Origin of the sequence: Arcobacter sp. F155 (assembly GCF_004116455.1) — a bacterium.
Classification (GTDB): Bacteria; Campylobacterota; Campylobacteria; order Campylobacterales; family Arcobacteraceae; genus Halarcobacter.
The window spans coordinates 1-385 of the sequence record NZ_PDJU01000059.1; the positions used below are offsets into that span (position 1 = coordinate 1).

The window sequence follows — 385 nt, forward strand, 5'->3', positions numbered from 1 at the left end:
CAAGAACTCCTTATGAAAAACCAAAAATGAAAATTAATAAGAATGTAAAAAATATCAATGATTTTAAAATGGAAGATTTTGAGCTTGTTGATTATGTATGTCATGAAGCTATAAAAGGGGAGATGGCAGTATAATGAAAATATCAATGATTGTTGCTTATGGTAAAAATTGGGAAATAGGATTAAATAATCAAATGCTTTGGCATATTTCTGAAGATTTTAAAAACTTTAAACAAATTACAAGTGGTCATCATATTTTAATGGGAAGAAAAACTTTTGAATCTATTGGTAAACCGCTTCCAAATAGAACTTCTTTAGTTTTATCTACTAAAGGATTTTCTTCAGAAGGTGTTCATACTTTTGATAGTATTGAAAAAGCTTTAGAT

At 26.8% G+C, this 385-nt stretch carries 2 protein-coding genes; both read left to right on the top strand.

The window, feature by feature from the left end:
- Nucleotides 1–134: thymidylate synthase (locus tag CRV03_RS14060; RefSeq protein ID WP_258239118.1), on the top strand; the 134-nt coding region annotated here is incomplete at its 5' end.
- Nucleotides 134–385, top strand: a 252-nt coding sequence (locus tag CRV03_RS14065) for a dihydrofolate reductase (RefSeq protein WP_164968684.1), incomplete at its 3' end; no start/stop codon positions are given. The genes CRV03_RS14060 and CRV03_RS14065, both read left to right, overlap by 1 nt.